The sequence below is a fragment of the Streptomyces sp. SCSIO ZS0520 genome, from assembly GCF_025643355.1.
Lineage (GTDB): Bacteria > Actinomycetota > Actinomycetes > Streptomycetales > Streptomycetaceae > Streptomyces > Streptomyces physcomitrii.
In genome coordinates this window covers 5,472,721-5,498,460 of the sequence record NZ_CP092644.1, presented here as the reverse complement: position 1 = coordinate 5,498,460, position 25,740 = coordinate 5,472,721, and the positions used below count along the sequence as shown (strand labels likewise).

Annotated in this window: 22 protein-coding genes and 1 pseudogene; 6 read left to right on the top strand and 17 right to left on the bottom strand. The window is 72.9% G+C overall.

Features of this window, described 5'->3' with window-relative positions:
- The first annotated feature begins 220 nt into the window (after positions 1–220).
- The 3 genes from MID12_RS21930 to MID12_RS21920 are packed head-to-tail and all read left to right on the top strand — an operon-like array spanning position 221 to position 5,483.
- Complete coding sequence (locus MID12_RS21930) at positions 221–1,045, top strand: hypothetical protein (RefSeq protein WP_263170134.1); 825 nt, start codon at positions 221–223, stop codon at positions 1,043–1,045.
- A complete protein-coding gene (locus MID12_RS21925; protein ID WP_263170132.1) occupies positions 1,038–3,206 on the top strand; it encodes a bifunctional serine/threonine-protein kinase/ABC transporter substrate-binding protein in 2,169 nt (722 codons plus the stop codon). Before MID12_RS21930 ends, MID12_RS21925 begins: the two co-directional genes overlap by 8 nt.
- Before the next feature lie 12 nt (positions 3,207–3,218).
- Entirely contained in the window at positions 3,219–5,483 is a 2,265-nt protein-coding gene (locus tag MID12_RS21920; protein WP_263173356.1) for a bifunctional serine/threonine-protein kinase/ABC transporter substrate-binding protein, read from the top strand.
- 118 nt (positions 5,484–5,601) lie between these two features.
- On the opposite strand, the gene MID12_RS21915 is transcribed toward MID12_RS21920, so the two are convergent.
- From MID12_RS21915 to MID12_RS21850, 14 genes are all read right to left on the bottom strand, one after another.
- Positions 5,602–6,354: an OmpA family protein gene (locus MID12_RS21915; RefSeq protein ID WP_263170130.1), complete on the bottom strand. Its 753-nt coding sequence runs from the start codon at positions 6,352–6,354 to the stop codon at positions 5,602–5,604.
- Positions 6,355–6,356: 2 nt separating this feature from the next.
- Positions 6,357–6,947 (bottom strand): hypothetical protein, encoded by a 591-nt coding sequence (locus MID12_RS21910; protein WP_263170127.1) that lies wholly within the window; start codon positions 6,945–6,947, stop codon positions 6,357–6,359.
- 31 nt (positions 6,948–6,978) lie between these two features.
- The gene (locus tag MID12_RS21905) at positions 6,979–7,596 is read right to left on the bottom strand and encodes a pilus assembly protein TadG-related protein (protein WP_263173354.1); all 618 of its coding nucleotides are present in this window, start codon (positions 7,594–7,596) and stop codon (positions 6,979–6,981) included.
- Positions 7,593–7,832, bottom strand: coding sequence for a hypothetical protein (locus MID12_RS21900; RefSeq protein ID WP_263173600.1), 240 nt, complete (start codon positions 7,830–7,832; stop codon positions 7,593–7,595). The genes MID12_RS21905 and MID12_RS21900 overlap by 4 nt, the downstream gene beginning before the upstream one ends.
- A gap of 615 nt (positions 7,833–8,447) precedes the next feature.
- On the bottom strand, positions 8,448–9,338 hold the full coding sequence (locus MID12_RS21895; protein ID WP_168535795.1) for a DUF5936 domain-containing protein: 891 nt from the start codon (positions 9,336–9,338) through the stop codon (positions 8,448–8,450).
- Between the two features lie 7 nt (positions 9,339–9,345).
- Positions 9,346–10,287: a type II secretion system F family protein gene (locus tag MID12_RS21890; protein WP_040253249.1), complete on the bottom strand. Its 942-nt coding sequence runs from the start codon at positions 10,285–10,287 to the stop codon at positions 9,346–9,348.
- Between the two features lie 79 nt (positions 10,288–10,366).
- Positions 10,367–11,743 (bottom strand): CpaF family protein, encoded by a 1,377-nt coding sequence (locus MID12_RS21885; RefSeq protein WP_078845166.1) that lies wholly within the window; start codon positions 11,741–11,743, stop codon positions 10,367–10,369.
- Between the two features lie 122 nt (positions 11,744–11,865).
- Positions 11,866–12,270: a TadE family protein gene (locus MID12_RS21880; RefSeq protein ID WP_397913993.1), complete on the bottom strand. Its 405-nt coding sequence runs from the start codon at positions 12,268–12,270 to the stop codon at positions 11,866–11,868.
- 70 nt (positions 12,271–12,340) lie between these two features.
- Positions 12,341–13,942, bottom strand: a complete 1,602-nt coding sequence (locus MID12_RS21875; protein ID WP_040253247.1) for a CpaE family protein — start codon at positions 13,940–13,942, stop codon at positions 12,341–12,343.
- 109 nt (positions 13,943–14,051) lie between these two features.
- Positions 14,052–14,759, bottom strand: a complete 708-nt coding sequence (gene cpaB, locus MID12_RS21870) for a Flp pilus assembly protein CpaB (RefSeq protein WP_040253246.1) — start codon at positions 14,757–14,759, stop codon at positions 14,052–14,054.
- Positions 14,760–14,813: 54 nt separating this feature from the next.
- A complete protein-coding gene (locus tag MID12_RS21865; protein ID WP_263170118.1) occupies positions 14,814–15,800 on the bottom strand; it encodes a hypothetical protein in 987 nt (328 codons plus the stop codon).
- Positions 15,801–15,974: 174 nt separating this feature from the next.
- Complete coding sequence (locus MID12_RS21860) at positions 15,975–17,012, bottom strand: hypothetical protein (protein WP_263170116.1); 1,038 nt, start codon at positions 17,010–17,012, stop codon at positions 15,975–15,977.
- The gene (locus MID12_RS21855; RefSeq protein WP_040253242.1) at positions 17,000–17,644 is read right to left on the bottom strand and encodes a hypothetical protein; all 645 of its coding nucleotides are present in this window, start codon (positions 17,642–17,644) and stop codon (positions 17,000–17,002) included. The genes MID12_RS21860 and MID12_RS21855 overlap by 13 nt, the downstream gene beginning before the upstream one ends.
- 107 nt (positions 17,645–17,751) lie before the next feature.
- Complete coding sequence (locus MID12_RS21850; RefSeq protein ID WP_040258038.1) at positions 17,752–19,089, bottom strand: Nramp family divalent metal transporter; 1,338 nt, start codon at positions 19,087–19,089, stop codon at positions 17,752–17,754.
- A gap of 212 nt (positions 19,090–19,301) precedes the next feature.
- Here MID12_RS21850 and MID12_RS21845 point away from each other — a divergent pair, with 212 nt between their 5' ends.
- Positions 19,302–20,597 (top strand): amino acid deaminase, encoded by a 1,296-nt coding sequence (locus MID12_RS21845; protein ID WP_263170109.1) that lies wholly within the window; start codon positions 19,302–19,304, stop codon positions 20,595–20,597.
- Positions 20,598–20,688: 91 nt separating this feature from the next.
- Here MID12_RS21845 and MID12_RS21840 read toward each other — a convergent pair.
- Positions 20,689–21,355 (bottom strand): annotated as a pseudogene (locus tag MID12_RS21840) (alpha-ketoglutarate-dependent dioxygenase AlkB).
- A gap of 145 nt (positions 21,356–21,500) precedes the next feature.
- Here MID12_RS21840 and MID12_RS21835 point away from each other — a divergent pair.
- The gene (locus MID12_RS21835) at positions 21,501–22,712 is read left to right on the top strand and encodes a pyridoxal phosphate-dependent aminotransferase (RefSeq protein ID WP_263170108.1); all 1,212 of its coding nucleotides are present in this window, start codon (positions 21,501–21,503) and stop codon (positions 22,710–22,712) included.
- A 74-nt stretch (positions 22,713–22,786) separates the two neighbouring features.
- Here MID12_RS21835 and MID12_RS21830 read toward each other — a convergent pair whose 3' ends face one another.
- Positions 22,787–23,077: a hypothetical protein gene (locus tag MID12_RS21830; RefSeq protein WP_040253235.1), complete on the bottom strand. Its 291-nt coding sequence runs from the start codon at positions 23,075–23,077 to the stop codon at positions 22,787–22,789.
- Between the two features lie 310 nt (positions 23,078–23,387).
- On the opposite strand from MID12_RS21830, the gene MID12_RS21825 reads away from it, so the two are divergent.
- Positions 23,388–23,777, top strand: a complete 390-nt coding sequence (locus tag MID12_RS21825; RefSeq protein WP_040253232.1) for a hypothetical protein — start codon at positions 23,388–23,390, stop codon at positions 23,775–23,777.
- A gap of 105 nt (positions 23,778–23,882) precedes the next feature.
- Here the strand turns inward: MID12_RS21825 and MID12_RS21820 are convergent, their stop codons facing one another.
- Positions 23,883–25,712 (bottom strand): phosphoenolpyruvate carboxykinase (GTP), encoded by a 1,830-nt coding sequence (locus MID12_RS21820; RefSeq protein ID WP_263170105.1) that lies wholly within the window; start codon positions 25,710–25,712, stop codon positions 23,883–23,885.
- Positions 25,713–25,740 lie beyond the last annotated feature (28 nt).

The following is a 25,740-nucleotide window of genomic DNA, read 5'->3' as shown; positions in this document are numbered from 1 at the left end:
GCTCCTGTGCGGTTGCCCGCCGCCGCGGCCGCACGGCCGCTCGGCGGTTCCGGCGGATCCGCGGGAATCCGCCACCTCACCCGGGAAGACGACCGCGCTGGCCGAAAGGTGCGGTCGCCGTGCCACATTTCGGTGACAGAGGCCCCCGGCGATCCGGCGGTCGATAGCCTCCGGACCAGTGAGGGGAGCACCCTCGCCGCGTACACCTCCGGGGGGATTCATGGCGTACGGCAGACGCGGGCGGCCCCGCCTCCGGCTCTGCGGCGGGGCCCTGGCCGGCGCCCTGCTCCTGCTCGGCTGCTCGGGCGGCGGCGAGGACGGGGCCGCGAGCCCGGCCGCCACCGGCCGGGGCGGCGAGAAGGGCGGGCCCGGGGGCAGCGCCGCACCCGAGCCCAGCACCACGAGCACCAGTCCCGACACCGGCACCGGCCCGAAGGACCGCGGCTCGGCGCTCGCCCTCGCCCGGGCGGTGGCGGCGGAGCCGGACGCCTGGGGCACCGGCTTCGTCAGAAGCACCGCGTACGAGGGCGATCCGGACCGCACCGGTGAGCTCGGCCGGGACTGCGTCTGGCGCCAGGAGCCGCTGCCCGCCTCGGAGTTGATCAGTCTCACCCGGCGCAGCGAGGTCCCCGCGAGGGGCGGGAAGGGGGCGCTCAGGGTCGCCGCCGTGGTCACCGTGCACCGCGACGTGGACGGGGCGAGCTGGGAGATGGCCCGGACCCTGGAGGAGGCGCTGCGCTGCCCCGAACAGCAGCTCAACGCCACCGAGCGGGTCACCGGCCTGATCTCCCTGGGGATCCCGAGCGGCGAACTCGGCGAGACCGCCCACGACTCCCTCGACGAGCGCGGCATGATCCGCGGCACCGAGGGGGGCGGCCCCTACCCGTACTCCTGGGTGCAGGCCCGGTGGGGCGCGGTCACCATGGCCGCGGTCGCGAAGGGGGCGAAGGGCCACGGGCAGAGCGAGGTCGACGACGCGGTGGAGCACGCCGTCGCCTCGATGCTGGAACTTGCCGAACGCCGACTGGAGGCCGGGGATGAGTGAGCCGCTGCTGCCCCGGGACCCGGCCTCGATCGGCGGATACCGGCTGCTCGCCCGGCTCGGTGCCGGTGGCATGGGCGTGGTCTACCTGGGGCGTTCGGCCTCCGGGGCGCTGGCCGCGGTCAAGGTGGTGCACCCCGAACTCGCCGGGGAGAGCGGGTTCCTGGAGCGGTTCCGGCGGGAGGCGGCCGCCGCCCGGCGGGTGCGCGGCCCCTGGACGGCGCCGCTGCTCGGCGCCGGGCCCGAGGACCCCACCCCCTGGCTGGCCACCGCCTTCGTGCCCGGACCCTCGCTCGCCGAGACCGTCGAGCGCTTCGGCCCGCTGCCCGCCCGGAGCGTGCGCGCGCTCGGGCGGATGCTCGCGGCGGCCCTGCACGAGGTGCACGCGGCGGGTCTGGTGCACCGCGATGTGAAGCCCGGCAACGTCCTCCTCGCGGTCGACGGCCCCCGGCTCGTCGACTTCGGCATCGCCCGCGCGGCCGAGGAGACCGCGCTGACCTCGGCGGGCCTGGTGGTCGGCACCCCCGGCTTCCTCTCCCCCGAGCAGGCCGGGGCCGGCGGCGGCGAACTCGGCCCGCCCAGCGATGTGTTCAGCCTCGGCGCCCTCCTCGCCTACGCGGCCACCGGCCGCGCCCCCTTCGGCAGCGGCTCCGTGGAGGCGCTGCTCTACCGGACCGTGCACGACGAGCCCGACCTGGCGGGCCTGGACCCCGCGGAGGACAGCGACAACGATCTCCTCGCGCTGCTGCGGGACTGCCTCGCCAAGGACCCGGCCGCACGGCCCACCGCCCACCGGATCGAGACCCGCCTCGTCGAGGACGCCGCCCCGGGCGGCGGCTGGCTGCCCGAGGAGGTCGTACGGGACATCGCCGACCGCTCGGCCGCGATGCTGGCCCTGCCCGACATCGAGCCCACCGCCGCCGGGGAACCCGGACCGGACACCGCCGAGGACGCGTCGGGCACCGCGCCCCGGCGCCCGCGCCGCCGGGTCCTCCTCCTCGGCGCGGGTGCCGCCGTGCTGGCCGCGGCGGGCGGCGGCACCGCGCTCTGGGCGACCCGCGACGAGGAGGACGCCGCCCCCGGTGAGCCGCGCTGGGCGCTCGGCGTGCACGGGGACCTGAGCGGCCCCGGCCGGCACTACGGGCGGGCGCAGGAGCGGGGTGCGCGGCTGGCGGTCGAGCAGTACAACTCCCGGCGGGACAAGCCCTTTCCGCTGGCCCTGCGGACCGGCGACGACCAGGGCTCCCCGGAGCGCGCGAAGGCCGCCGCCCGCCGCTTCGCCGCCGACCGGGGTGTGCTCGCCGTCCTCGGCCCGACCACCGAGGCGGCGGCCGGAGGGGTCCTCGACGTCTGCGACGAGGCGCTGCTGCCGGTGCTCCTGACCGCGCCCGGCGGCATGCTGACGCTGGCCCACACCTGCCGTTCGGTCCTGCACTGCCGGGTGCGCGACGCGGCCGTGGCCTTCCCGCTCTCCGTCCACCTGGTCAAGGAGGCCAAGGTGTCCCGGCCCGGGCTGCTCCAGGACCGTACCGCCGAGACCTACGCCTGGGAGACCACCGCGATCACCGCCGACACGCTGCGCCAGGCCGGGCTGGACCTCTACCCGCGGGTGGTGCCCGCCGGTCTCCGCGACCTCGGGCGCGAGGTGCGGGACATCGTCCACGCCGAGGTCGACTCCTTCGTCTACGCCGGACTGGCCGCGGGCGGGGCGAGCGCCGCCCGCGCCCTCGCCGCGGCGGACTTCACCGGGCCCCGGCTCGGCACCCAGGCCCTGGTCGACCCGGAGTTCCTGGACCGGGCCGGGGAGGCGGCCGAGGGCTGGTTGCTCGCCGCCTCCTTCACCGACCCGACCGCCCTGGAGGGCGCCGAGTCCTTCACCGCCGCCTTCCGCCGCCGCTTCGACGCGGCACCGGGCCCGCTGGCCGCGGAAGCCTACGACGCGGCGCGGCTGGCGATCCAGGAGATCGTGAAGGCCACCCGGGACCGGCGCCCGCCCTCCCGCGGCGACTTGGCCCGCCTGCTGCGCCGCAGCACCTTCCGCGGCATCACCAAGCGGTACGCCTTCGACCGGGAGACCGGCCGGTTCAGCGGCGAGGGCGCCTTCCTCTACCGCGTCACCGACGGCGCCTTCCGCTTCCTCGGCCCGGCGCCCACGGGGGCGTAGACCGTGCCGGGCATCCAGCCCCTGAAGCCCGGCGACCCGGCGGCGGTCGGCGGCCACCGGCTCCTGGCCCGGCTCGGCGCGGGCGGCATGGGCGTGGTCTACCTGGCCCGTTCGGAGGGCGGCGGACTGCTCGCGCTGAAGGTGATCCGCGCCGAGTACGCCGCCGACCCGCGGTTCCGGGCCCGCTTCCGGCGCGAGGCGGCGGCCGCCCGCACCGGCGGCCGCTGGCTGCTGCCGGTCACCGCCGCCGACCCGGACGGCCGCACCCCGTGGCTGGCCACCGCCTTCGCGCCCGGACCCTCCCTCGCCGAGGCGGTGGACACCTACGGGCCGCTGCCGGAGCGGACGGTACGGATCCTCGGCGCCCGCCTCGCCGAGGCGCTCACCGAGGTGCACGGCGCCGGACTCGTCCACCGCGACCTGAAGCCCGGCAACGTCCTGCTCGCCCTGGACGGCCCCCGGCTGATCGACTTCGGCATCGCCCGCGCGGACGGCGCCACCGCGCTCACCGCCACCGACCTGGTGATCGGCACCCCCGGCTTCCTCTCCCCCGAGCAGGCCCAGGCCCGCGGCGCCGAAGTCGGCCCGCCCAGCGATGTGTTCAGCCTCGGCGCCCTCCTCGCCTACGCCGCCACCGGCCGCCGCCCCTTCGCCGCGGCCACCATCGCGGGCACCCTCTTCCGCACCGTCCACGAACCCCCGGACCTCGACGGCACTCCCCCGGCTCTCCTCCCGCTCCTCCGGTCCTGCCTCGCGAAGGAGCCGATGGCGCGGCCTACGGGGGGTGAGGTGCGGGGGTGGTTGGAGGCCGACCCCGTATCCCCTGGTTGCCCCGCTCCCTCGGACGACTGGCTGCCCGCCCCGCTGCCCGGTCTCATCGCGGAGCGTTCCGCCGCGGTTCTCGCGCTGCCCGATCCGGATCCCGTACCCGCTCCGGAAACCGGACCCGAGGCGGACACGCTCGCGGCGGAGGCGCGGGGGCAGGAAGCTGCGGCGGATCCCGGGGCGCGAGGGTGGCGGCCCTCGCGGCGGCTGCTGCTCGGTCTGGCACCGGTCGCGGCGGTGGGCGCGGCGGGCGGTGGTTTCCTGTTCAGCCGCCGGGGCGGTGCGGGCGGCGGCCGGGGGCCGCTGCCCCGCTACACCCTCGGTCTCCAGGCCGACCTGTCCGGGCCGTCCCGGGTGCTCGGGCTGGCCCAGGAGCGCGGGGCGCGGCTCGCCGTGGCGCACTTCAACGCCACCGCGGACCGCCCCTTCGACCTGGCGCTCAGTGTCCGCGACGACCGCGGCGAGCCCGGCCGGGCCGCGGAGGTGGCGGCCCGCTTCGTGGCCGACGAGAGGATCTGCGGACTCCTCGGTCCCACCGGCGACGCGGGTCTGGAGGCCGTGGTCGGCCACTGCCAGCGCGCGCTGCTGCCGCTGGTCTCGGTGTCGGTGGACAGCACCCGCTTCAACGCCACCACCGCCCGCGCCTACTTCCAGCTCCGCCCCAGCGAAAGCGCCCTGTCCAGCGGCTTCCTGCGCTATCTCTCGGCCGTCGAGCGCAGCGAGCGGACCGCGCTGATCGACGACCGCGCCGCCACCGGCGAGGAGAAGTGGAGCCTCCTCGAAGAGATCCGGCAACTCCTCCCCGCCGCAGGCGGCCTGCGTACCAGCACCCACCAAGTACCTGCCGGCACACAGGACTTCGGCCCCGTCGCCGACTCCGTCCTGGCCTCCCGCGCGCAGGCCGCGGTCTACGTGGGCTCCTCACCGCACCGGGCCGCCCAGTGCGCCCGGGCCCTGGACCGCGCCGGATTCGACGGCACCCGGATGGCACCCGAACAGGTGCTGCGCCCCGCCCTCCCCGCGGACGGCGGCCCCGCCCGGCTCCCCTTCCTTCGGGAGGCGGGCGCCGCGGCGGAGGGCTGGGTCTGCGTCACCGCCTACACCGACCCGCTCCGCCTCCCCGCCGCCGGGGACTTCCTCCGCGCCTACCGCGCCACCTTTCCCACCCCGCCCGCTCCCGGCCCCACCGCCCCCTTCGCCCTGGAGGCCTACGACGCGCTGCTCCTCCTCGCCGCCGCCCTGCGCCGCCCCGCGGACGGCGGCCCCGAACGCGGCTCCACCACCACCCGCCTGCGCACCACCCGGCACACCGGCCTCGCCAAAACCCTCCGCTTCGACGCCCGCACCGGCCAGTTCGACTGGGAGCGGTCCGTGTTCCTCTGGCGGGTGGAGCGGGGGGCGGCGGTGTTCGTGGGGCAGATGGACGGGGTGGAGAGGCGGGGGGATGGGTGAGCGCGGCACGGTGCAGTGCAGTGCAGTGCAACGCAGCGGAGACAGGGTGCGGAGTAGCGGGGCAGCGAGGCGGGGGTGGGCGAGTGCGGCGTGACGCGGGGGCGGCGGCTGGGCGACGTCAGGGGCTGGTCGTCGAACCCGCCGCCTCGTTCGCGTCACCGTCGCCGCTGTCCTCCCCGCTGCCGCTCCCGCTTCCCGGGGACTCCTGGCCCTCCTCCCCGCGCGGGAAGGTGATCTCCACCCGGCGGTTCTTGCGGCGGCCCTCCTCGCTGGAGTTCTCCGCGATCGGGTAGTCCTCGCTGTAGCCGCGCACCTGGAAGGTCACCTCGGGGCCGAGCCCCGGCGCGAGCACCTTGTGCACCGCCTCCGCCCGCTTGCGGGAGAGCTCCTTGCCGTGCTCGTACGTACCGAGGTCGTCCGTGAAGCCGAAGACCCGTACCACCGTGGAGCCCTGGGCCTTGATCTCGTCGGCGATCGCGGTGATCCGGGACTGCGCCCGCGGGTTCAGGCGCGCGCTGTCCTTGGCGAACAGCACCTCGGCCTGGAGCGCGAACTTCACGTCGACATTGGTGTCCTCGCGGCGCTCCTCTCCCCCGAGGTCCTCCACCACGGACTTGATGTCCAGCACCTTCGCGGGCGCCAGCGTCGCCCCGTCCTCCAGCCGGAGCCCGGGGCTCGCGGAATCCACCTCCGGCGGCGCCTGGGAGGTCACACTGCCGGGCGGCAGGCTCGGACTGGGGTCGGCGTCGTCGGCCACGGCGGCACCGGCGCCCGTACCGAGGACGAGGACGAGGGTGGCGAGGGCAAGTCCGGTGGCGGTGACCGGAGTTGCCTGGGTGGTGGCGGTTCTGGGGTGCGGGGTGGGGGGCATGGTCACTCGCTCCCGGAGAGGGCCACGGAGGCGGGCGGCATGGTCGGCAGCTGCAACTGCACCTTGGCCGTGTCCTCGGGGGGCGCGGGGAACTGGGCGTACCAGTCGATGGTGTCGCCCTGGTCGATGCCCCGCTCGAACTTGGTGCAGAGACAACGTCCTTGCGTGTCACGCAGGACGAGATACTTCTTCTTGCCCGAGGAGTCCACCAGGCTCGCTCCCGCCAACGAGCCCCCGTTCTTCTTGAGTTCGGACTCGTCGCTGCGCCATTCGCTGCCGATCCAGATACCGGACCGGTTGTTGGTGACCTGTCCGCTGACGGTCAGGAAGCCGCCCTGATCCCGTACGGCGGAAGTCACCGTCAGACTGATGCCGTTGCCCTGGACGGTGGTCACCGGCTTGCTCTCGGAGGGCTGTTCCGGCTCCTGACCGCCTCCGTCCTTGTCCTTCGAGGGCGCCGAGGAAGGGCTCTCGGCGCTCTTCTTGTCGTCGTCGCCGCCTCCGCCGCAGCCGGCGACGGCGAGTGCCAGTCCGGTGGTGAGCGCCACCAGGGTCACGGCCCTACGGCTTTTCCTGGTCCGCCGCATGATCATCGGTACGGTTTCCTTGTCTTCGGTCTCACGGTCATTCGGCCAGTTGCACGGAGAAGAGAGTGGAGCCGTCGGGGAGATCGCCAGGGTCGAAGTCTCCCGGGTCGATCTCCACCGCCTCGCCGTCGCAGTCGAGTTCGACAGGCTTCTCCGGATCCGCGTCCTCGTCGAAGTCGCAGCGCGGTTTGAGTACGGCCAGGGCGTCGGCCTTGGCGTGCTTGGTCTCCGTACCCGGAATGATCGAGTCACCGACCGTGTAGTTGGTCCTGACCTCGACCCGGTAACCGGGATACCCCTTCACCTCGGTGGCCTCGAAGCCCGTGACACCGGCGTCGTTGTCCGCGGCCAGGGCCTCGGCGGCACCCTCGGCACCACCACCGTCCGCGAGGTCACCGGTCAGCCAGTCGAGCCAGTCGCCGTCCTCCAGGTCCCCCTGCTCGATCGCGTCTGCCAGACCGTCGAGGAGTTCGTCCCTGCTGTCCTGGGCGGCGGCGAGCGCGGCCGCGTCGGCCGCTGACTGGGCCCCGTTCCGTGCCACCGCCGCCTGAGCGAAGGCGAAGAAGGCGAGGGAGACGAAGAGCAGGATCCCGGTGAGCCAGATGTAGAGGGGGAGAGTCGAGCCCGCGTCACCGCCGAGGCTGCTGCGCCTCAGCCACCGATGACGTCGTTGACCGCGTTGCCGATCGCCTCGGAGATCTTGCCGTCGAGCCCCAACTGATCGATGAGCGTATAGATCCCCGCAATCAGAATCATCAACCCCGCATACTCCACGAACCCCGCCCCCGCGTCCCCGTCGCGTCCCCGCATCCGGGAGGTCACGGTCCGCGTCCAGGTGGCGAGGCGCCCTTGTGCGCCCACCGCCGCTCTCAGCCACAGTTCCCTTGCCACGATGTCCCTCTCCGTCCCGCCCTGTTCCGCAGCCCTTGCGGGCGACGTACGCGGGGTCGCGTACGTCCGCGCCGGGTCCGCCGTTCCTGCGTCCCGGTGCACCGCCGGTGCGGCGGCCGCGTATGGCCGCGGTCTTCACTGACACCACCCCCCGTACGCCGTCCCGGACCGCGCGCGGCGGCCTTGCGGAGGCTGGTGTGCCCCCGTGCCGGTACGGCTGTTGTGGTTCTGCGCGGTCGGCGGGGCGGTGAAACGGGCGGCGGGCAGGGAGGTTGGCGGCGCGAGGAGGGCATCGCGGACAAAGTGCCCGCGGAAGGCTCCTCGCCCCCGGATTCCGGCCTGCATTCCGGCCTGCATTTTCGCCACCTCCCTGTACCCGCTGCCTCGCCCGTCCCACCGGTTCCGACCACCCCACCGGTCCCGACCGCGTCGCCGTGTCTCGACACGGTCCCGGTCCGCGTTCGCGCGCTTTCGCTCATCATCCGCGTTCCGGGGGACACGGGGATGACGAATCCGGAAAGAATCTTCCACGCCGGGTTGCAGCTGCGAAGGACAGGGGTCGTACGGGGTGGCGGTCCCCCCGTGCCCCGCCGTCCCTCGCATCCCGCGCACCGCTCAACGCCCCAGGATGGAGCCGAAGTCGGAGCCCGAGCCGAGGAACATCCCGGTGGCGATGAGGATCATCGTGGCCGGGAGCATGAAGACCAGGGTGACCATGGTCGCCTTGGGGATGGTGCGGGCGGCGCGGCGGCGGGAGTTCTGGGCGTCGGTGCGGCGCATGTCGGTGGCGATCTGGATCAGGGTCTCGGCGATCGGGGAGCCGAGTTCCTCGCCCTGCTGGAGCGCGGAGACGAACTGTCCGACCTGCTCGGATTCATTGCGCTTGCGCAGTTCGTCGAAGGCCTGGCGGCGGCTGACGCCCATGTCCATCTGCCGCAGGGTGATGCGCAGTTCGTCGGCCCAGGGGCCCTCGTACTTCTCGGCGACCCGGTCGAGCGCCTGGCGGAAGCTGAGGCCCGCCGAGACGACGACGGCGAGGACGTCGAGGAAGTCGGGCAGCGTACGGTCGATGACCTCGCGGCGGTCGCGGATGGCCTGCCAGATGAGGGCGTCGGCGGCGAGCAGGCCGAAGGCGAAGGTCATGACGGCGAAGAGGAGTCGGCCGTTGGTGAGGAAGACCAGGCCCATCACGGCGCCGAAGATCCCGTAGACGGCGCGGCGGGCGGCGTACCGGTCCAGGGTGAGGCCGCCGGGGTTGCCCGCCATGTCGATGCGGCGGCGTTTGGCGTCGACCCGCTTGGGGCCCATCAGGCGCAGGACCAGCGGGGCGAAGCGCATGCCGAGGCGGTCCACCGCGGACCCGGTGGTGGAGACCCGGGAGGCGCCGATCTCCAGGGCGACGGCGAGGTCGTCGGGGAGCTTGGTCTCGGCGCGGTAGAGGCGGATGCCGTAGGCGATCCCGCCGACGGCGAGGGCCATCAGGGCGGCGAGCAGCAGGGCGGTCATCGCGGGCTCACACCTCGATCTTTCCGAGGCGGCGGATCACCAGGAAGCCGACGGTGTACAGCCCGAGCGAGAGCAGGATGAGCCCCTGGCCGAGCGGGGAGCCGGTGACCTTGGCGAGGGCGCCCTCGTTCGAGGAGTTGATCAGCAGCAGCGAGCCGAGTCCGAGCAGCGGCACGGTGAAGGCGGTGGCGTTGACCTCGGAGAGCATGGTGCGGATCTCGCGGCGGGTCTCCTTGCGGTCCTCCAGGGTCTGGGTGAGGTTGCGCAGCGAGCTGACCACGGAGCCGCCCGCCTTGTTGGACAGCACCAAGGTGGTGACCAGGACGCTGAGTTCGCGGGAGGGCAGCCGCTGGGCGAGTTCGTCCAGGGACTCCTCGACGCTGCGGCCCAGGCTCAACTTGTCGGCGACCAGGGAGAGTTCCACTCCGGCCGGTGCCTCCAGCTCCTCGGCGGCCATGGCGAGCGAGGTGCGCAGGGCGAGTCCTGCGGCGGTGGCGTTGGCCAGCAGCCGTGCCACGTCCGGGAGTTGGCCGATGAAGGCCTCGATGCGCTTCTGCCGCTGCCAGTTGAGGAAGAGCAGGGCGCTCCAGGCGCCGATGAGCCCGGCGATCGGGCCGAAGAAGGGGGCCAGGGCCGCGGCGGCGATCAGCCACAGGGCGAGCACCACGGCGAGGACGTAGACGAAGAACTCGCCCGGGGTGACGTCGAGTCCGGTGGCGGACAGCCGCTGGTGGAGGGCGCGGCCGAGGCGGGTGCCGCGCAGCCTGCGGTCCACCCCGGAGAAGCGGCGCGCGCGGCCTCCCGGCAGGCCCGCCGCCCCCTCCCCGGAGAGGCGGTCGACGAGCGCCTGGCGCTGGGCGCGGCCGGAGGCGTAGACGTGCACCCCGGCGGTGGCGAGCGCGCCGGTGAGCAGGGTGGCGCCGAGCGCGAGCAGGGCGGGGCTGTTCATGCCGGACTCCGGTCGGTGGGGGCGCGGCGGCCGAGGGCACGCGGACGGGGCCGCGTCCCGCGGGCGGCGGCGTAGGTGCTCATCCGATCGCCTGCCTCGGCGGGTACGGCCCCTGCGCGTGCGGCGGGCGGGGCGGATACGGTTCGCCCCGGCCGCCGATGCCGAAGGCGGGCGGTACCGCCTCGCCCGCGAGGTGGAGCTTCTCGGCCGTCTCGCGGGGCAGCGGCAGGTGTTCGAAGTGGCCGTGGACCAGCCGGTCGGCGCCCATCGGGCGGGCGAGGAAGCGGCTGACCGGCACCATCCGGAACTCCTCGCGGCCGTGCGAGACGAGCAGGGCGACCTCGGAGATCTTGCGGGAGCCGTCCACGTGCCGGGCGAGCTGGACGACCACGTCCACCGCGGAGTTGATCTGGTCCCGCAGCGCCTCGAAGGGGATCTGCACCTCGGACATGGACCCGAGGGTCTGCAGGCGCATCAGGGCGTCGTCGGCGGTGTTGGCGTGCACGGTGGCCAGCGAGCCGTCGTGGCCGGTGGACATGGCCTGGAGCATGTCGAGGGTCTCGCCGCCGCGGACCTCGCCGACGATGATGCGGTCGGGGCGCATCCGCAGCGAGTTGCGCACCAGGTCGCGGATGGTGACCTGGCCCTTGCCCTCGACGTTGGGCGGCCGGGACTCCAGGCGGATCACATGCTCCTGCTGGAGCTGGAGTTCGGCGGAGTCCTCGATGGTGATGATGCGCTCCTGGTCCGGGATGAGCCCGGACAGGGCGTTGAGCAGGGTGGTCTTCCCGGAGCCGGTGCCGCCGGAGACGATCAGGTTGAAGCGGGCGCGGACGAAGGCGGCGAGCAGCAGGAGCATCTGCTCGTCGAGGGAGCCGAGGCCGATCAGCTCGGTGAGGGTGTAGGCGCGCGGAAAGCGGCGGATGGTGAGCGTCGGCCCGGTCAGCGAGAGCGGCGGGATGATGACGTTGACGCGTTCGCCGGTGGGCAGCCGGGCGTCGACCATCGGATTCGACTCGTCCACCCGGCGGTTGACGGTGGAGACGATGCGTTCGATGGTCTGCAGGAGCTGCTCGTCGGAGGCGAAGCGCAGCGGCAACTGCTCGACGCGGCCGGAGCGTTCGACGAAGACGGCGTCCGGCCCGTTGACCATGATCTCGGTGATGGAGGCGTCCGCGAGCAGCGGTTCGAGGACGCCGAGTCCGAGCGCCTCGTCGACCACGCGGCGGATCAGCTGGGTGCGCTCGGCCGTGGACAGGACCGGGCCCTCGCGGCTGATCAGATGGCCGAGGACGCGTTCCAGGCGGGCGCGGCGTTCGGCGGCGGTCAGCGAGGACATCTCCGCGAGGTCGATCTCCTCCAGGAGTTTGGCGCGGTAGGCGGCCACGAGCCGCCCGTCCTCGCGCCCGGGTCCGCCGCCCTCCTCGGGCTGCGCGATACGGGACCTCAGGCTCATCCTCGGCTCAACTCCCTTCTGCGTTCGTACGGTTGGTCCGCTGCCGGAACCATGATGACGTCCGGCGGCGGGCCGGTCGTCCTCGGGCGCGGTGGCGCCGGTGGTCCTCGGCCATGGTGGCACTAGTCGTCGTCGGGCATGGTCACGCTGCGGGAGACGCTCCAGTCGGTGTCCACGAAGGGCAGCAGGGTCGGCACCTGGACGGTCACCGTGGCGGTGGTGGTCTCGCCGCCGCCCACCACGTTCACCTGGGCGTCCAGCCAGTCGCTCATCGCGGCGTACCCGGCGGCCTGGCCCGGCCCGTCCTGGGAGGCGACCCGGGCGGCGGCCCGTGCCCCGGAGCCCGCCTGGTTGGCCGAGTAGCCGACCAGGCCGAGCTGGATGGCGGCCATCCCGACGAGCAGCAGGATCGGCAGGAAGCCCGCGAACTCCAGCATGGAGACACCGCGGTCGTCGAGCGGGCGCCGGCGCCGGGCACCCGCCGGACCCCGCGGGCGTACCCGCCGGTCACCGTGCGGCCATCGCATCAGCCCCTCCTCTCATCTCCCCGGCCGTCCCCTCTCGTTCACATCGATCACTTCTCCGGCACCCCGGTCCTCAGTCCTCGCCCTCATGGGCCGCGCCCGCCTCGCCGGAGACCTCCCAGCCCGCGTCGAAGCCGGGCAGGAAGAGCGGGACCTTGGCGTCCACCTGGGCCTTCCACACGGTGCCCTCGTCGGTGCAGTCGACCGCCGCGTCCTGCCAGGCCTCCGGCAGATGGGCGCGGGCGGCGCGGGCGCAGGCGGCCCCGGGGTCGGCGCCGGAGACGGCGGCCGCGGTGGCGGCGCGGGCGCCCTCGTCGGCGGCGTTCCCGGCCAGCGAGTAGGTGTACCCGTACAGGGCGCACTGCCACAGGATGGTCAGGAGGGTGAGCAGGATCGGGAACATGCCCGCGAATTCGAGGGTGACCGCGCCCCGGTCGCCCCGGCTCTCCCGCTTGCGCAGGGCGAGCGCGCCGCCGGTGCGGCGCTTGGCCGCGGGCGCCTCGGCGGTGGCGAGGCCGAGTTCACCGGCGAGGGTGTAGAGGGCCTGCTTCACCGTGGAGCGGTCGTCGAGGTCCTGGAGGCGTCCGGCGTCGACCGCGGACTGGAGCTCCTTGAAGTGCGCGGGGACGGTGGTGCGGGCGACCCGGGTGCCGGTGACGCGTTCGACCAGGGAGGACTGGATCTCCGTACCGCGGGAGTGGCGGTTGAGGACGGTGACGGTGTCCTCGGCCTTGCGGACCTGGAGCCGGTCCCAGAGCCGTACCGTGCGCTTGGCGGCGCGCACCGCGACCACGTCCGGGGTGACCAGGAGCAGTGCCTGGTCGGCGACTTCGACGGCGACGGCGCCCGCGGCGTTCAGCTGGCAGCCGCAGTCCACCAGGACGAGGTCGTAGCGGCTGCGCAGGGCGGCGAGCACCTGGCGGGCCACCCGGTCGGTGACCTCCTCGCCGCGTTCGCCCTCGGCGGGGGCGAGCAGCAGGGCGAGTCCGCTCTCGTGGGTGTAGACGGCGTCCTGGAGGACCCGGGGGGTGATGTCCGCGATGGCGGCGAGGTCGGCGATGGAGCGCCGGAACTGCACATCGAGGTACGAGGCCAGGTCGCCGGACTGGAGGTCGAGGTCGAGCAGCGCCACCGAGCGGCCCGAGTGCTGCGCGGCGAGGGCGAGTTGGACGGCGGTGAGGGTGGTGCCGACGCCGCCCTTGGCGCCGCTGACGGTGACCACCTGGCCGCCCGGTCCTGTGAGGGCGGGCTCGGCGCCGGTGCCCAGGTGGCGGCGCATGCCGAGCGACCAGGAGGCCGCGGCCTGCACGCGTTCGGCCAGGGCCTCGTAGCCGAGCGGCAGGGTGACGATGCCGCGGGCGCCGGAGTCCATCGCCGCGGTGAGCACCCCGGCGCTGGTGTCGGCGGTGACCAGGACGATGCCGACCGCGGGGTAGCGCAGCACGAGGTCGCGGATCAGGTCGAGCGCGGGCACCGGGCCGATGCGCTCGTGGACGAGGACGACCTCGGGCAGTTCGTCCAGGGACTCGGCGGCGAGCCGGTCCAGGGTGTCCACCAGGGTGGCCGAGTCCGGTACGGGCAGGGCGGGTTCGGTGTCGGCCAGCTGCCCGAGCAGGGTCGACAGCGCGCGGGCCGACTCCGGGTCGGGCACCGCGGAGTGCACACGGATGCTCATGACGGCCTCCTCGCGGCGGCCGGTCCCGGGACCGCCCGCCCTCTCGCCCGCCGGTGTGCCCGGATCGGCCTCTTCTCGCGCCTGGCGCCCAACTCGACCATGTCCGGGCCTACTTGTCCTCGTCTAGGGTGTACGAACGGTCGCCCGGCGGCACCGCGGAGTCCCCGCCCTGCGCCACCAGGGCCAGCCGTACGTGGGTGGCGAAGGACTCGGCGTAGGCGACCCGCTGGGCGTCCCCCGCGTCGAGGGCGAAGGTGATCGGCACCGCCTCGTTCTGCTCGCGGCGGCGGTCGTCCTGGTCGCGGTCGAAGGGGGTGAGCTTGCCGACGTCGATCACCCGGGCCCGCTCCACGATGATCTTCGACTGGTCCTTCTGGCGCTCGTCTTCGGCCTTGAAGGTGGCGTAGATGTTGACCTCCGCGCCCGGGTCGATCTTGCCCGCGACACCGGTGGAGGCGTCGATCATGATGGCGATCTCCTGCTGCCCCGGCTTGAGTTCGGGCCGCCCGACCAGCATGTCGGTCTGCAGCAGCGAGCCCTTGCGCAGGGTGGTGACGGCGATCTTCCCGCGTATCTGGCGCAGGCTGCGCACCGCGGTGTCCGAGAGCCACCGCTCGGGCATCTCGACCTTCTCGAACTGCCCGGCCTCCAGCTCCTTGTAGGGGGCCACATCGCTCTTCAGCCGGTACGCGCTCACCTCGGGGCCGACCTTGGAGTTCACGTCGCGGATCACCGACAGGACACCGGCGAAGGCGCCGACGGCACACAGCACGGAGACCACCAGCAGGATGACGCCGCGTCGCTGGCGTGAGTTCATGGCCGGACTACCTCGATCGGGGACGTGTACGGGGGACGGGGCACCGCTTCGCCCTCAGCCCGCGCCCGCGGTGAGGGCACGGGCGGCGGGGGCGGTCAGCTCGGGTGGCGGCGGCAGCGGCGCGGCGCAGAACCCGCAGCGGTCGCCGATGAGTTCGAGCCCGCACCAGTGGCAGCGCTCCCGGCGCACCGAGGACACCAGCTGGTAGAGCACGGAGATGTCCGGGATGGCGGCGGCGAACTCGGCGAGCTTCGCGGTCCCCCACCACTCGGCGGAGGCGGCGGGCTGCCGGGCGTGCGTGACGCCCTGCACCTGCCAGGCCGGGGCGAGGGTGCCGGTGACCCAGTCCGCGGGCAGCTGGCCCGGGGCGACCACCATCCGGGTACCGAAGGCGGGCCCGGCGGGGACGGCCGGGGCCTCGGCCTTCTGCGGGTTCAGCCGCAGGAGTTCGGGCTCGGGCGTGGCCAGGACCGCGAACTGCGAGCCGGGCACCCAGGACCGGGCGTGCGAGCCGAGGCCCACCGGCACCCGGTCGAGCCGGGAGACCGAACCGAGCACGGCCCCGGCGTAGATGTAGTGCGAGAGCAGCCGGGCGGCCGAGGCGAGCACCCCGGGGCTGAAGTCGCAGACGCTCAACTGCCGCAGCTGCAAGGCGAGTACGGCGAGTCCGAGCGGCGGCAGCTCGGGGCGCAGCAGGGCGATCCGGTCGGTCTCCAGTATCGACCGCACGGCGTGCAGCCGGTGCGCCACCCGGACGGGCGCGGATTTGGGGCACAGCACGATCACATAGCCGTGGTGGTCGAGGAGGGTGTGCATCTCCGCGAGGGACTGGTCCAGGGAGTAGGCGTCCGCCTCGGCCGGGTGCCCCCTGCCGTGCCCGGCGGAACTCCTGCCGTGCCCGGACGAACTCCTCGCGAGGGCGGCCGACTTGGCGGACCTCGGCGCGCGTACGGCGGACTGCAGCACGGCGGCGGAGGGCGTGTGCCGGTCCAGCGACGGCAGTACCAGGTCCGCACTGGTGACGGCTATGGCGGTCGGCACCCGCGCACCCCCATCCCTGCTCACGGCCGGGCCCGAGCCCGCCTCACCCTCGCCCCTCGCGCTGTCTCCTGCATCTGCACCATATCCACGCAGGGGGCGGCTCAACACCCGAGTTGGGGAGATCTTCCCCTGCCGGTGCCGAGGAGAGGGCCTGGCGGTCCCGAGGAGAGGGTCCTAACGGTTGACGGACTGGATCTCCTGGACGGTGATGTCCTGCTCGGCCCCGAAGGCGCCGTCGGGGAGGGTGCCGCCGGGTACGCCGGTGCCGGTCCAGTGGATCTTCCAGGTGAGGGTGGCCCGGAGGGTGTAGGCGTCCCCGCCGGAGGAGCGGAGGTAGGTCAGTCCGCACGGCGGCTTCTTCTGGGCGCTGCCCTTGGTGAACGGGGTGCCGATCCGGCCGTCCGTGATCGGGCACGTACCGGAGGCCGGGTGCAGGACGGCGTCCTCGGTGCCCGGCTCGATCTTCAGGGAGACCGGCTCGGCGGTGGTGGTGGCCCGGATGTCCAGGGCGGGGACCGAGGCCGTGACCGAGACCGGCTTGAACTCGGCCTTGTCGAGCCAGGCCCAGGTGGGGAGATTCACCTTGGTCCTGTCGGCGGGGGCCAGTTCCACCTCGGTGCCGGGCACCCGGATCTCGCGGTAGGCGAGCTTGGCGAGCATCTCGGGTGTGAGGGCCTCGGGGACGTCGGCCGGGGGCGGATCGCCCTTGTCCACCCAGAAGTACGGCTTGTCGCAGTCGGCCGCGCCGGGATCGGCCGCCCGCCCCTCGGCGACGAAGCTGTCCCACCAGAAGCCCTTCCCGGCCTTCTTCTTGTTGAAGTCCTGGTAGGGCTTGCCGTTGACGTACCGGTCGCGCTGCGAGGAGTCCCACTCGGCGCCGGTGGAACCGGCCCCCCAGATCGGCTCCAGCTTCTTCCGCAGCTGCTCCGGTGTGTAGGCGGGCGCGTACCAGCAGGCGGGCGGGTTCCAGTCGCCGAGCGGGGTGACCGCGCTGACCTTCTTGCCGGTGCCGTTGTGGGAGCGGTCCCAGACGATGCCCCCGGCGGTGGCCGACAGGGTGCCGTCGCCACCGGCGCCGCCGCCCTGCCGGGTCCCGCCGACATTGCCGTGACCGCCGCGGCCGCCCGCCTGGGCGACCCCCGGTACCGCGACGGCGAGGCCGGTCAGCGAGACGACCGCGATCGCCCTGTGCCATCTGCTCATGGCCGGCATGTGTCGGCTCCCCGCTCCGAGATCACCTTGGTGGTCTGCCATACGCCCTGCGCGTTCCGCACGAGCCTGGTGTTGTAGAGGACGTAGCTGTCCTTGGTCGTGGGCGTCCGGTCGACCTTGCCGCTCTTGCGGTTCCTGATGAAGGACCTGCTCTCGTCGGCGCAGTAGGTGACGGTCGCCGACGCGCCCTTGAGGGAGGCCACCCGCCGGTCGAAGTAGCGGGTCGTGCCCTGCCAGGCGTCACCGTCCTCGGTGTACCCGCGGATGTACTCGACCGAGGACTCCAGGGCGCTGCCCGTGGCGTAGAAGTTCAGGACCTTTCCGTTCACGGCGCCCCGGAAGATCGAGTCGTCGACGGCGTCCACGTAGCGGGCGTTGTCGGCCAGTACGGCGTCCTTGGCGGAGTCCCCGGTCTTCCGGTCCTCGAAGACGTTCTCGGCCCCCGAGGGCAGGCTGACGGCAGGCCGCCGGGCCTGCTCGCCCGGAGTCGGTGACGCCGAGGCCGGCTTCCCGCTGCCCTTGTCGGCTCCGGCGATGTCGTCGTCCTTGCTGTCGTCGCCGCTGCCGCAGGCAGTCAGCAACAGGGCCGCGGCCGCGGACAGCACGGCGGCGGGCATCGAGCGGCGGTTCACTGGCGACTCCGGCGGGACGGGATCCTCATGAGCACACCAAAACTAGCCATGGGGCGGGCGATGTACCAGAGACGGGGACGCACCGGCGGGAGAACAGGGGCGCCCGGCTAGAAGAACTCCGACCACGGCTGGTCCCAGATCTGCTGCCCGCACAGCACCACGAAGAGCAGGCCCGCGAGGACCAGCATGGCGTTGCTGAGCCGCCCGTTGCGCCATTCGCCGGGCGTACGGCTGGAGTTGAGGAGCCAGACCAGGGTGAGGGCGAGGAAGGGCATGAAGGCGGCGCCGAGGACGCCGTAGAGGATGACCAGGCGAAAGGGCTGGCCCTGGAAGAGCAGGACGATGGGCGGGAAGGTCAGCCAGAGCAGATAGCCGCGGAAGGCCCAGGACTTCTCGCGCCGCCCGGTGGCGACCTCCTCGGCGGTGGCCGCCTCGCCCGGGGCGCGCCGGTAGCGGGCCACGAAGTCGGCGAACATCAGGCTCACTCCGTGCCAGACGCCGATCAGCGAGGTGAAGGAGGTGGCGAAGAAGCCGACCAGGAAGAGCTTGGCGGTGGCGTTGCCGTACTCGTCCTCCAGGACCTTGGTCAGGTCGATGAGGCCCTTGTCGCCGCTGGAGATGGCGGTGCCCGAGGAGTGCAGCAGCTCGGCGCCGACGAAGAGCATCGCGACGACGAAGATGCCGGTGGTGACATAGGCGACCCGGTTGTCCAGGCGCATCACCTTCATCCAGCCGGTGTGCGTCCAGCCCTTGGCGTTGACCCAGTACCCGTACGCGGCAAGGGTGATGGTGCCGCCGACGCCGCCGATCAGGCCGAGGGTGTTGAGGACGGAGTCCTTCTCGTCGGGCAGGACGGGCAGCAGTCCGGCGAAGGCCTCGCCGAGGTTGGGGGTGACGCGGATCGCCAGGTAGACGGTGACCACGAACATCACCCCGACGAGGACGGTCATCACCTTCTCGAAGACCTCGTACTTGTTGAACCAGACGAAGACCAGGCCCACGATCCCGCAGAGCACTCCCCAGGGCTTGATCGACCAGTCGGCCGGGAACACGTCCGGGAAGAGCGCCTGCAGGGGCAGCGCGCTCGACGACATCGCCGCGGCGCCGTAGACGAAGCCCCAGATGACGACGTAGACGACGAAGAAGACCGTGGTCCAGCGGCCGAGAGAGGCCCAGCCGTCGAAGAGGGTGCGGCCGGTGGCCAGATGCCAGCGGCCCGCGGCCTCCGCGAGCGAGATCTTGACCAGGCAGCCGACGACGGCCGCCCACAGCAGGGTGTAGCCGAAGCTGCTGCCCGCGACCAGGGTGGCCACCAGGTCCCCGGCGCCCACACCGGTGGCCGCGACCACGATGCCGGGCCCGATGTACTTCCAACTGGACTTGCGCGGCACCGATTCGGACTCGCCGGGAGGGGGTGCGCCTGTGCTGTTCGTCGTCTCCGCCATGCGCAGGAAGAAAGCGCACATCCCGCGGGCGCACAAGGGGGCGCGCATGCTTTCCTCCGAGGTGGGCGGGTGTTTGCCGCCCCGGCGCGCAGGGCAGGGACGGCGCGCGGACGCCTGCGGTTTGCGGACGCACCCGGGCCGGGGTCGTGAATCCCCGTCCCCGCCGCGGCCGTTGGGCCCGCGGACACCAACTCCCCGCCCTGGAGGGACGCATGGACACCGGCCGCCCCACGAGGATGGACACCGGCAGGCTCGCGCGGCTCGCCGAGGAGCCGGTCGACCACCGGTTCAAGGGGCTGCCGCCGGACGCCGAGGGCCTGCTGACGGGCCAACTCGCGGCGCAGCAGCGCAATCTGTACACCGGCGGCTTCACCACCCCCGTCCTCACGCTCTCCGCCGAGGACCTGGAGCACAACCTCCGCCTGATGGAGGGCTACGCCGCCCGGCACGGACTCTCCTTCGCCCCGCACGGCAAGACCACCATGGCGCCGCAGCTGTTCCAGCGCCAGTTCGCGCACGGCGCCTGGGGGATCACCCTCGCGGTACCCCACCAGGTGCGCGTGGCACGGGAGTTCGGGGCGCCGGTGGTCCTGCTCGCCAACGAGGTCGTGGACCGCGCCGCGCTGCACTGGCTCTCCGCCGAACTCGACCGCGACCCCGGCTTCCGCCTGCTCTGCTACGTCGACTCGGTGCGCGGCGTCGCCCTGATGGACGAGGCCCTGCGCGGCCGGAACCGCCCCCTGGAGGTGATGGTCGAGCTGGCCGCCGGGGACGAGGCGCGCACCGGCGTACGCGGCGAGGCGGAGGCGCTCACGGTGGCCCGCGCCGTAGCGGCGACCGGCACCCTGCGGCTCGCCGGTGTCGCCGGATACGAGGCCGACCTGCCCGGGGCGGGCCCCGCGACGGTACGCGCCTGGCTGGACCGGCTCCTTGGCCTGGCCCAACTCCTGGACGGCGAGGGGCTGTTCGCCGGGGCCGAGGAGATCGTGGTGAGCGCGGGCGGCAGCTCCTGGTTCGACGCGGTCGCGGCGGCCTTCGCCCGGCTGCCCGCCCTGTCCCGCCCGGTGCGCAAGGTGCTGCGCTCCGGCGCCTATGTGACCCACGACGACGGCCGCTACCAGGAGTCCACCCCCTTCAACCGGATCCCCGAGGAGGGCGCGCTGCGGCCCGCACTGCGGCTGTGGGCCCAGGTCGTCTCCCGGCCCACCCCCGAGCAGGCCTTCCTCAACGCGGGCAAGCGGGATGTCTCGTACGACATGGGGCTGCCGGTTCCGCTGCTCGTGCGCTCGGCGCGGGACGGTGCGGAGCGCGCGGCCGAGGGCATCGAGGTCAGCAGGCTCTCGGACCAGCACGCCTGGCTGCGTACCGCTCCGGGCAGTGAGATCGAGGTGGGCGACTGGGTGGCGCTCGGGCTCTCGCATCCGTGCACGGTCTTCGAGAAGTGGCCGCTGATCCCGGTGGTACGGCGCGGGGGCACGGTGGTGGAGTACATCCGCACGTTCTTCTGAGGGGGCGCCCTGCCGTCTTCTGAGGGGTGCTCCCTGCCGGCGGCCGGAGGCTGAGCGCGGGCGTCGGGTGCCGGGCTTCGCGGCGGTGGACTCAGCGCACCCCGCGTGGCCGGAACTGGACGCTGATCCGCGGTCCTCTGGCCCCGCCCGCCTTGGGTACCGCGTGTTCCCAGGTGCGCTGGCAGGAGCCGCCCATGACCAGGAGGTCGCCGTGGCCCAGCGGGCGGCGCAGCGCGGTGCGGCCGCCGCCGCGGGGGCGCAGCAGCAGATCGCGGGGTTCGCCGAGGGAGAGGAGGGCGACCAGGGTGTCCTCGCGGGCGCCGCGGCCCTCGGGGTCCGGACCGCGCGAGCCCCGCCGGGGGTTTCCGGAACGGTCGCCGTGCCAGGCCACGCTGTCGCGGCCGTCGCGGTAGAGGCAGAGCCCGGCGGTGACGAAGGGCTCGCCGAGTTCGGCCAGGTAGTGGGCGCTCAAGGCCTCGCGGGCCTCGGTGAGCGCGGGGTGCGGCAGCGGTTCCCCGGCGCCGTAGAAGCAGAGCAGCCGCGGGACGTCCACGGTCCGCTCGTACATCCGGCGGCGCTCGGCCCGCCAGGGCACCTCAGCCCGCAGCCGCGCGAAGAGCGCGTCCGCGCCGCCGAGCCAGCCGGGCAGCTCCTCGATCCAGGCGCCGCGGGACAGCTCGGTGCGCGCGAGGCCGGTCAGGGGGGGCCTGCCGGATCTCGTCGCCCTGGTCGAAGAGGGAGGCCTGGAGGTGCTCCATGGCTCCAGGCTAACCCGAGAACCGAACATGTGAGCGAACAGCTTCGGCCGGTGCCGCCGGACCGGGCCCGGCGGGCGCCCGCCCCGGTTCCCGGGTGGCGCAAAACACGGAGCGCCGTGCGTTACCGGCCCGTATCCTCACGGACATGCAGCTCATCCAGTCGACCAAGCTCGCCAACGTCTGCTACGAGATCCGCGGCCCGGTTCTCGAAGAGGCGATGCGGCTGGAAGCGGCGGGGCACCGGATCCTCAAGCTGAACACCGGCAACCCGGCCGCCTTCGGCTTCGAGTGCCCGCCGGAGATCCTGGAGGACATGCTCCGCAACCTCTCCGGGGCGCACGGCTACGGCGACGCGAAGGGCCTGCTCGCCGCCCGCCGCGCGGTGGTGATGCACAACCAGACCCTCGGCATCGAGACCGACGTGGAGTCCGTCTTCATCGGCAACGGCGTCTCCGAGCTGATCGTCATGGCGATGCAGGCGCTGCTCGACGACGGCGACGAGGTCCTCGTCCCGGCCCCGGACTACCCGCTGTGGACCGCCGCCGTCTCGCTGTCCGGCGGCACGGCGGTGCACTACCGCTGCGACGAGCAGGCGGACTGGATGCCCGACCTCGCCGACCTGGAGCGGAAGATCACCGACCGCACCAAGGCACTGGTGATCATCAACCCGAACAACCCCACGGGCGCCGTGTACAGCGAGGAGATGCTCCGCTCGCTCACCGACATCGCCCGCCGCCACAACCTCCTGGTCTGCTCCGACGAGATCTACGACAAGATCCTCTACGAGGACGCCGTCCACACCCCCACCGCCGCCATCGCCCCCGACCTCCTCACGCTGACCTTCAACGGCATGTCGAAGGCGTACCGGGTGGCCGGTTACCGCGTCGGCTGGATGTCCGTCTCGGGACCGCGCCAGCACGCCGACTCGTACATCGAGGGCCTGACGATCCTGGCCAATATGCGGCTGTGCGCCAATATGCCGGGCCAGCACGGGGTGGTCGCCGCGCTCAGCGGGCGGCAGACCATCAGCGACCTGGTCCTGCCGGGCGGGCGCCTCATCGAGCAGCGGGACGCCGCGTACGAGCTGCTCACGCAGATCCCCGGGGTCAGCTGCGTCAAGCCGAAGGGCGCGCTCTACCTCTTCCCGCGCCTGGACCCGAAGGTCTTCAAGATCAAGGACGACCGGCAGATGGTCCTCGACCTGCTGCGCGCCGAGAAGATCATGGTGGTGCACGGTACGGGCTTCAACTGGCCCGAGCCCGACCACTTCCGCATCGTCACCCTGCCCACCGCCGCCGACCTCACCGACGCGGTGACCCGGATCGGCCGCTTCCTGGACGGGTACGGGCAGCACTGAGGGGCCCGCCCCGCGGACGTACCGCTCGCTCAACTCGGCGGCCAGGAAGGCCGGTTCGTACGGGCGCGCCCTGATCAGCCCAGGCGGCCGAGCCCGGAGCTGACATCGTCGAAGTCCATCGCGGGCACCAGCGTGAGCTGCGCGCCGAGCCGCCCGAAGAGCGGCTCCGCGATCGACGGGATGTCGGAGGCATGCTCCAGGTCGAAGAACATGAGCGCCGTGCGCTTGCCCTGGAGGGCCACGAAGTAGGCGGCCTCCGGCTTGAGTTGGTCCATCGTCGCCTGCATGATCTCGGGCAGCGAGCCGCTCTCGATCGCCCCGCTCGCCTTCTCGGTGTCCATCTGCGCCATCAGCAGCATCCGCATGGGACCACACCTCGCCGCTCCGCGGACCGCGCCTCCCCCGGCCGCCGCTCCCTGCCCGGCGGACGGCGGCGCGGTCGTCCGTACCGTCCATCGTCCCGCCGCCGGTGATGCGTGGGCAGCCCACGCTGTTCGCCGCCCGCTCCCGCCCGCCCTCTTGACTACTACGGGATTCCGCACCCCCACTCTCCGACACCCCTCAACTTTAGACTCAATCCAAGCTAAGATGACGTCCTGAAGGCTTCGGGCCGGAGAGTCCGGGCGAAGAGTTCCGAGCCGGAGAAGCTGGGCCGAAGAGTCTGGGAGGCCATCCATGTACGACCCGATCCGCACCAAGTCGGTCCACTCGATGGCCGGCGGGCAGGACGACGCCTACCCCCACCGCAGCCGTGAGGAGGAGCTGGACATCCAGCTCGCCGGGCACCTCGCCGCCCTGCTCGCCGTCACCGACGAGCTCGGGGACGAGAGCGCCGCCGCGCGCATCGCCGAGCAGCTCACCCGGCTCCGCGGCGCCCCGCCCGTCCGGCACGCGGGCCCCGGCGAGGGCGACACCGCCTCGCTGCACCACCGCGCCCACACCCTCGCGGGCCGCGCCCTGGTCGTCGCCGCCTCCCGGGCCGACACCGCGGCCGCGATCCTCGCCGCCGAGCGGATGGACGCGCACACCGCGGCCCTCGCCGCACTCCGCCCCGCAGCGGCCTGACGTCCCGCTCCCCCACCTGGGTCCGGCTCCCGTACGCACACGCCCACGGCCCCGCCGGAAGACCGGCGGGGCCGCGCACGTACAGCCGCTCGGCAGGAGCGGGACTCAGCCGAGGCGCTCCACCAGGGCCCGGTACTCGTCCCACAGCTCCTTCGGCGTGTGGTCACCGAAGGTGTTCAGGTGCTCGGGGACCAGGGAGGCCTCCTCGCGCCAGACCTCCTTGTCGACCGTGAGCAGGAACTCCAGGTCGGACTCGGAGAGGTCGAGGCCCTCGGTGTCCAGGGCGGCCTTGGTCGGCAGCACGCCGATCGGGGTGGCGACACCCTCGGCGCGGCCGTCGAGCCGGTCGACGATCCACTTCAGTACGCGGCTGTTCTCGCCGAAGCCGGGCCAGACGAACTTGCCGTCCTCGTTCTTGCGGAACCAGTTCACGTAGTAGATCTTCGGCAGCTTGGCGGCGTCCTTGCCCTTGGCGACGTCGACCCAGTGGCCCATGTAGTCGCCCATGTTGTAGCCGCAGAACGGCAGCATCGCGAAGGGGTCGCGGCGCAGCTCGCCGACCTTGCCCTCGGCGGCGGCGGTCTTCTCGGAGGCGACGTTCGCGCCGAGGAAGACCCCGTGGTTCCAGTCGAAGGACTCGGTGACCAGCGGCACCGCGCTGGCCCGGCGCCCGCCGAAGAGGATCGCCGAGATCGGCACGCCCTTGGGGCTCTCCCACTCCGGCGCGATGATCGGGCACTGCGCGGCCGGGGTGGTGAAGCGGGCGTTCGGGTGCGCGGCCGGGACGCCGGACTCGGGGGTCCAGTCGTTGCCCTTCCAGTCGGTCAGATGGGCCGGGGTCTCCTCCGTCATGCCCTCCCACCACACGTCGTTGTCGTCGGTGAGCGCGACGTTGGTGAAGACCGAGTTGCCCCAGAGCGTCTTCATCGCGTTGGCGTTGGTGTGCTCGCCGGTGCCGGGGGCGACGCCGAAGAAGCCGGCCTCCGGGTTGATCGCGTAGAGGCGGCCGTCCTCGCCGAAGCGCATCCAGGCGATGTCGTCACCGATGGTCTCGACGGTCCAGCCGGAGATCGTCGGCTCCAGCATCGCGAGGTTGGTCTTGCCGCAGGCGGACGGGAAGGCCGCCGCCACGTACTTCGACTCCCCCTGCGGCGGGGTCAGCTTGAGGATGAGCATGTGCTCGGCGAGCCAGCCCTCGTCGCGGGCCATCACCGAGGCGATGCGCAGCGCGTAGCACTTCTTGCCGAGCAGGGCGTTGCCGCCGTAGCCGGAGCCGAAGGACCAGATCTCGCGGTCCTCGGGGAAGTGCGAGATGTACTTGGTGGTGCTGCACGGCCACGGCACGTCCTCGTCCTCTTCGGCGAGCGGGGCGCCGACGGTGTGCACGGCCTTCACGAAGAAGCCGTCCTCACCGAGCTGGTCGAGGACCTCCTGGCCCATCCGGGTCATGGTGCGCATGGAGACGGCGACGTAGGCGGAGTCGGTGATCTCGACGCCCAGCGCGGACAGCGGCGAACCCAGCGGGCCCATGCAGAAGGGGACGACGTACAGGGTCCGCCCGCGCATGGAGCCGCGGAAGATGCCCCCCTTGCCGTCCTTGCCCTGGAAGACCTCGCGCATCTCGGCGGGCGCCTTCCAGTGGTTGGTCGGGCCCGCGTCCTCCTCCTTCGCCGAGCAGATGAAGGTCCGGTCCTCGACGCGGGCGACGTCGGTCGGGTCGGAGGCGGCGTAGTAGGAGTTGGGGCGCTTGACCGGGTCCAGCTTTCTGAAGGTGCCCTTGGCCACGAGCTCTTCGGCGAGGCGCTCGTACTCCGCCTCGGTTCCGTCGCACCAGACCACCTTGTCCGGCTGGGTCAGTTCGGCGATCTCGTTCACCCAGGTGATGAGGCCCTGATGACGGGTGGGGACGGTGGGAGCCGCGATGTCGCGCGCCACGATTGCTCCTAAGTGAGGGATTTTGAGG

Excerpts from the sequence above, each read along its gene's own strand:
- MID12_RS21835 (WP_263170108.1), top strand. The coding sequence starts at position 21,501 with ATGCAGCTCATCCAGTCGACCAAGCTCGCCAACGTCTGCTACGAGATC.
- MID12_RS21890 (WP_040253249.1), bottom strand. The coding sequence starts at position 10,287 with ATGAACAGCCCCGCCCTGCTCGCGCTCGGCGCCACCCTGCTCACCGGC.
- MID12_RS21825 (WP_040253232.1), top strand. The coding sequence starts at position 23,388 with ATGTACGACCCGATCCGCACCAAGTCGGTCCACTCGATGGCCGGCGGG.
- MID12_RS21845 (WP_263170109.1), top strand. The coding sequence starts at position 19,302 with ATGGACACCGGCCGCCCCACGAGGATGGACACCGGCAGGCTCGCGCGG.
- MID12_RS21915 (WP_263170130.1), bottom strand. The coding sequence starts at position 6,354 with ATGCCCCCCACCCCGCACCCCAGAACCGCCACCACCCAGGCAACTCCG.
- MID12_RS21925 (WP_263170132.1), top strand. The coding sequence starts at position 1,038 with ATGAGTGAGCCGCTGCTGCCCCGGGACCCGGCCTCGATCGGCGGATAC.
- MID12_RS21885 (WP_078845166.1), bottom strand. The coding sequence starts at position 11,743 with ATGAGCCTGAGGTCCCGTATCGCGCAGCCCGAGGAGGGCGGCGGACCC.
- MID12_RS21830 (WP_040253235.1), bottom strand. The coding sequence starts at position 23,077 with ATGCGGATGCTGCTGATGGCGCAGATGGACACCGAGAAGGCGAGCGGG.
- MID12_RS21930 (WP_263170134.1), top strand. The coding sequence starts at position 221 with ATGGCGTACGGCAGACGCGGGCGGCCCCGCCTCCGGCTCTGCGGCGGG.
- MID12_RS21850 (WP_040258038.1), bottom strand. The coding sequence starts at position 19,089 with ATGGCGGAGACGACGAACAGCACAGGCGCACCCCCTCCCGGCGAGTCC.
- MID12_RS21895 (WP_168535795.1), bottom strand. The coding sequence starts at position 9,338 with ATGACCGCCCTGCTGCTCGCCGCCCTGATGGCCCTCGCCGTCGGCGGG.
- MID12_RS21910 (WP_263170127.1), bottom strand. The coding sequence starts at position 6,947 with ATGATCATGCGGCGGACCAGGAAAAGCCGTAGGGCCGTGACCCTGGTG.
- cpaB (WP_040253246.1), bottom strand. The coding sequence starts at position 14,759 with ATGAACTCACGCCAGCGACGCGGCGTCATCCTGCTGGTGGTCTCCGTG.
- MID12_RS21880 (WP_397913993.1), bottom strand. The coding sequence starts at position 12,270 with ATGCGATGGCCGCACGGTGACCGGCGGGTACGCCCGCGGGGTCCGGCG.
- MID12_RS21860 (WP_263170116.1), bottom strand. The coding sequence starts at position 17,012 with ATGCCGGCCATGAGCAGATGGCACAGGGCGATCGCGGTCGTCTCGCTG.
- MID12_RS21875 (WP_040253247.1), bottom strand. The coding sequence starts at position 13,942 with ATGAGCATCCGTGTGCACTCCGCGGTGCCCGACCCGGAGTCGGCCCGC.